This window comes from Streptomyces sp. NPDC004561 (assembly GCF_053602155.1).
In genome coordinates this window covers 1-5,857 of record NZ_JBSGDB010000513.1, presented here as the reverse complement: position 1 = coordinate 5,857, position 5,857 = coordinate 1, and the positions used below count along the sequence as shown (strand labels likewise).

Genomic DNA, 5,857 nt, shown 5'->3' with positions numbered 1-5,857 from the left:
GGTGAGCGCAGCCGGCTGATGCTGGACATCGCGGGGTACCGGGCCAAGAAGCGGACCGAGCTGTCCGAGCTGGGCGGCCTGGGTGGGCTGTTCGCCCGGCACCTGGTCGCCGAGCACGGTGTCCGCAGTCTGCTGCTCGTCAGCCGCCGCGGCGGGGACGCACCCGGCGCGGCCGAACTCGCCGCCGAACTGACCGAGCAGGGCGCCGACGTCACCTGGGCCGCGTGCGATGTGGCGGACCGCGAAGCCGTCCGCGCACTTCTGGCCGGGCCCGGGCAGAACCTGTCCGCGATCGTCCACACCGCCGGCGTCCTGGACGACGGAGTCATCGGCTCGCTGACCCCGGAACGGCTGGACGTGGTGTTCCGCCCGAAGGTGGACGCGGCGCTGAACCTGCACGACCTGGCGGGCGAACTGTGCGGCGACCTGTCGGCGTTCGTGCTCTTCTCCTCGGTGGCAGGCACCCTCGGCACGCCGGGCCAGGGGAACTACGCCGCCGCCAACACCTTCCTCGACGCCCTCGCCGAGCACCGCCGTGCCACGGGCCTGCGGGCCACGTCGCTGGCCTGGGGCCTGTGGGCGCAGGACAGCGCGAGTGCCATGACCGGCGGCCTCGACCACACCGACCTCACCCGCATCAAGCGCATGGGCCTCGCCGCGATCCCGTCGGCGGACGGCCTGCGGATGTTCGACACGGCACTGGCCACCGATCGGGCAGCGGTCGCCCCGATCAGGCTCGACACGTCCGCCTTCCACGGCGGACAGGGACAGCCCGTGCCGCCGGTCCTGCGCGGACTGGTGCGGGTCGCGCCGGTGCGGCGCGCGGCGCAGACCGCGCCGAAGGGATCGCTGGGTCAGCGGCTGGCCGGGCTGCCGGAGGCCGAGCGCGAGCAGGTTGTCCTGGACCTGGTGCGTACCGAGGTCGCCGCCGTGCTCGGGCACGCCAGCGCACAGGCGGTCGGCGCGGACGACTCGTTCAAGGACACCGGGTTCGACTCGCTGACCGCCGTCGAACTGCGCAACCGGCTCAACTCAGCCGTAGGCATGCGTCTGCCCGCCACCCTGATCTTCGACTACCCGAGCCCGCTCGCCCTCGCCCGCTTCCTGACCGCCGAAGCCGCGGGCTCCGGCGAGGCGGCGGCGGCAGCTGTGCCGGCACCGCTCGCAACGGTCACCGGAACGGTGGACGAGCCCATCGCGATCGTGGGCATGGCCTGCCGCTATCCCGGCGGCGTGCGGTCGCCCGAAGACCTGTGGCGTCTCGTCGCCTCCGGCGGCGACGCGATCTCGGGCTTCCCGGAGGACCGCGGCTGGGACGTGGAGAAGCTCTACGACCCGAACCCCGACCAGTGGGGCACCAGCTACACCCGAGAGGGCGGCTTCCTCCACGACGCGGCGGACTTCGACGCGGAGTTCTTCGGGATCTCGCCGCGTGAGGCGTCGGCGATGGACCCGCAGCAGCGGTTGTTGCTGGAGACGTCGTGGGAGGCGTTCGAGCGGGCCGGGATCGATCCGGCGACGGTGCGGGGCAGCAGGACCGGTGTCTTCGCCGGCGTGATGTACCACGACTACGGCGGCCGCGTGCGGACGGCTCCGGACGGCATGGACGCCTACCTGGGCAGCGGCAGCGCGGGCAGCATCGCCTCCGGCCGGGTCTCGTACACCTTCGGGCTGGAGGGCCCGGCGGTCACGGTGGACACGGCGTGCTCGTCGTCGCTGGTGGCGCTGCATCTGGCTGCCCAGGCGCTGCGGAGCGGCGAGTGCTCGATGGCGCTGGTCGGCGGTGTCACCGTCATGGCGACTCCCTCGACGTTCGTGGAGTTCAGCCGTCAGCGTGGTCTGTCGGCGGACGGCCGGTGCAAGGCGTTCGCGGCCGGGGCGGACGGTACGGGCTGGGCCGAGGGTGCGGGGATGCTGCTGGTCGAGCGACTGTCCGACGCCCGGCGGAACGGGCACCAGGTGCTGGCGGTGGTCCGTGGTACGGCGGTGAACCAGGACGGTGCGTCCAACGGTCTGACGGCTCCGAACGGGCCCTCGCAGCAGCGGGTGATCCGCCAGGCGTTGGCCAATGCGGGCCTGTCCTCGGATCAGGTCGATGCGGTGGAGGCGCACGGTACGGGGACGAAGCTGGGTGACCCGATCGAGGCGCAGGCGCTGATCGCCACGTACGGCCAGGGACGGGAAGGCGACCGGCCATTGTGGCTGGGCTCCCTGAAGTCGAACATCGGCCATGCGCAGGCGGCGGCGGGCGTGGCCGGTGTGATCAAGATGGTCATGGCGATGCGCCACGGCGTCCTGCCGCGGACCCTGCACGTGGACGAGCCGACCCCTCACGTGGACTGGTCGGCCGGTGACGTCCGGCTCCTGACCGAGGCAGTCGACTGGCCTGCGACCGACGCGCCGCGTCGAGCGGCGGTGTCCTCCTTCGGCATCAGCGGCACCAACGCCCACGTGATCGTCGAACAGGCCCCCGCCTCAGCCGAGTTGCCGCCCGCGTCCGACCCGGGCGCGGTCGTACCGTGGGTGCTGTCGGGCAGGACGGAGGCGGCGCTGCGGGCACAGGCGGAGCGCCTGCTGTCCCTGGCCCCGGGCACGGGCCTGCGGCCGGCCGACATCGGCTTCGCGCTGGCCACCGCACGCTCGGCCATGGAGCACCGGGCCGCGGTGGTGGGGGAGGACCGGGACGAACTCCTGGAAGGGCTCCACGCGTTGGCCGCAGGGTCCCCGTCCGCCCGGGTCGTCCTGGGCGAACCGGGCACCGGCGGCAAGGTCGGGTTCCTGTTCTCGGGGCAGGGCTCGCAGCGGATCGGCATGGGGCGCGAACTGTACGGGGCCTACCCCGTGTTCGCGGCGGCGTACGACGAGGTGTGCGCGCTTTTGGCCGCGCCCGTCGATGTCGACTCGGAGGAGTTGAACCAGACGGGTTCGACGCAGCCCGCGCTCTTCGCTGTCGAGGTCGCCCTGTTCCGGCTTCTCGAATCGTGGGGTGTCCGGCCGGATTACGTGGCCGGTCACTCGGTCGGCGAGATCGCGGCCGCGCATGTGGCCGGGGTGCTGTCGCTGGAGGACGCGGCGAGGCTGGTGTCGGCACGGGCCGCGCTGATGCAGGCCCTGCCCGTCGGCGGGGCGATGGTCGCGGTCCAGGCGACCGAGGAGGAGGTAGTGCCGCACCTCACCGACGACGTCGGTATCGCGGCGGTCAACGGCCCCCAGTCGGTCGTCATCTCCGGTGCCGAGGAAGTGGTCGTCGCCATCGGTGAGGCCTTCCGGGGGCAGGGTCGTAAGACGTCCCGTCTGAAGGTCAGCCACGCCTTCCACTCGCCGTTGATGGATCCGATGCTGGAGGAGTTCGCGGAGGTCGTCAGCAGTCTGACGTTCAACGAGCCGCGGATCCCGGTGGTTTCCAACCTCACCGGTCGCCTGGCCGAGCCGTACACCCCGGAGTACTGGGTCCGGCACGTGCGTGAGGTGGTCCGTTTCGCCGACGGCGTGCGGACCCTGCACGAGCTGGGCGTGACGACGTTCGTGGAGGTCGGCCCGGGTGGTGTCCTCAGCGGCATGGCGCAGGGCTGTGTGGACGACGTCGTCACCATCCCCGTACTCCGAGCCGACCGCCCCGAGCCGTACGCGCTCGTCACCGCAGTCGGGCAGCTGCACACCCACGGCGTCCCGCCCGACTGGCAGGCGCTCTTCCCCGACGCCCGCCGCGTCGACCTGCCGACCTACGCCTTCCAGTACGAGCGCTACTGGCTGGAAGCGCCGGAGGAGTTCACCGGGCGTGGCGCTGCCACGGGACTCGGACTGGGTGCGGCGGAGCACCCGTTGGCCGGTGCGGCGGTCGCGCTGCCCGGCGCGGGCGGGTACCTGGTCACCGGGCGGCTCTCGCTCAAGACGCATCCCTGGCTCGCCGACCACACGGTCATGGACAGCGTGCTGCTGCCGGGTACCGCGCTCGTGGAGCTGGCGGTGCGCGCGGGCGACGAGGCCGGTTGCGCACAGGTCGAGGATCTGACGCTGGAGGCACCGCTGATCGTCCCGGAGCGCGGCGGTGTGGCCGTGCAGGTGTGGGTCGGGGCCGAGGAGGAGCCGGGCAGGCGCGCGCTGAGCGTGCACTCGCGACTGGAGGACGCCCCGGACGACGCGCCGTGGGTGCGGCACGCGGTCGGTCTCCTGGCGGACGTGCTGCCCGAGCCGCCGCAGGGCGCGGATCGCGGGGCGTGGCCGCCGGCGGGTGCGGAGGCCGTGGACCTGACCGGGTTCTACGAGGGCCTGGACGGGCTCGGTCTGGGCTACGGCCCGGTCTTCCGCGGCCTGCGGTCGGTGTGGCGGAGCGGGGACGACGTCCTCGCCGAGGTCGCCCTCCCCGAGGGCACGGAGGGGGACGGATTCGCCGTTCATCCGGCGCTGCTGGACGCGGCGCTCCACGCGATCGGCGCGGGCGGGCTCGTCCCCCTCGGTGACGGACCGCTGCTGCCCTTCGCCTGGTCCGGAGTGTGCGTACGTGCCGCGGGCGCGACGGCGCTGCGGGTCAGGGTCTCTCGCACGGGTACGGACGCGGTGTCGCTGACCGTGGCCGACGCCTCGGGCGGTCTGGTGGCCACGGTCGGCTCGCTGTCGTTGCGGCCGGTGTCGCGCGGGCAACTGCTCGCGGCGGGCGGCTCCGGCGGGCGTGCCGACGACTCGCTGTTCGGCCTCGCATGGCAGCCCGCGGCCCTCACGGAGACTGACGCCGCCGACCTCGACGTACGGAGCTACGCGGACCTGGCCGCGCTGTCCGCCGAACCGGCCCTTCCCGATGTCGCGGTGGTCACGGTCGTTCCGTGCCCGGCGGGGCCCGGTACGGAGACCGCGGACCGTGTGCACGGCGTCGCGAGTGAGGTTCTGGCGTTGGTGCAGTGGTGGTTGGCGGAGGAACGTGCGGGGCGTCTGGTGTTGGTGACGCGTCCGGGTGATGTGGCGCATGCCGTGGTGTGGGGGCTTGTGCGGTCGGCGCAGTCGGAGAACCCGGACCGCTTCGTGCTGGTGGAGGCCGAGGACACCGATGATGCGGTCCGTGTGCTGCCCGCCGTGCTCGCTTCGGTTGAGTCGCAGTTCGCTGTGGTCGACGGGGAGGTGTTCGTGCCGCGCCTGGTGAAGGCCACCGGAACCGCCGGCGACCTGCCGGACCTGGCTTCCGGCACCGTCCTCGTGACCGGTGCATCCGGGTCGCTGGGCGCGCTCGTGGCCCGGCATCTGGTGTCCGAGCACAAGGTACGGCGGCTTCTGCTGTCGAGTCGCCGGGGCGCGGACGCACCCGGTGCGGCCGAGCTGGCGGCCGAACTGACCGCATGGGGCGCCGAGGTCACCTGGGCGGCCTGCGACGTCGCGGACAGGGAGGCCGTCTCCGGAATGCTGGACGGGCTCGGCGGGCATGCCCTGTCGGCCGTCGTGCACACCGCGGGTGTTCTCGGCGACGGGGTCGTCGCCTCGGTCACACCGGAGAGGATGAGGGAGGTCTTCCGCCCCAAGGTGGACGCCGTGCTGAATCTGCACGAGTGCACCCGGGAAATGGGCCTGGCCGCCTTCGTGGTGTTCTCGTCCGTCGCCGGCATGGTCGGCAGCGCCGGTCAGGCGAGCTACGCGGCGGCGAATTCCTTCCTCGACGCCTTCTCGGCGTACCGGCGCCGTGCGGGATTGCCCGCCACATCGCTGGCATGGGGTGTGTGGGAGCGGTCCGGCGCGATGACGGACGGCCTCGCCGAGGCCGACCGGGCGCGGATGGCGCGGAGCGGTGTGCTGCCGCTGCCGCCCGAGGAGGGGCTGCGGCTGTTCGACGCGGCGCTGGCCTCGGACGAGGCGGTACTCGCCCCGGTCCGCC

General features: G+C 73.0%; 1 protein-coding gene. It reads left to right on the top strand.

Features of this window, described 5'->3' with window-relative positions:
• Positions 1 to 5,857 (top strand): SDR family NAD(P)-dependent oxidoreductase (locus ACWEN3_RS39370; RefSeq protein WP_452981420.1); only part of this gene is annotated, 5,857 nt, incomplete at both ends.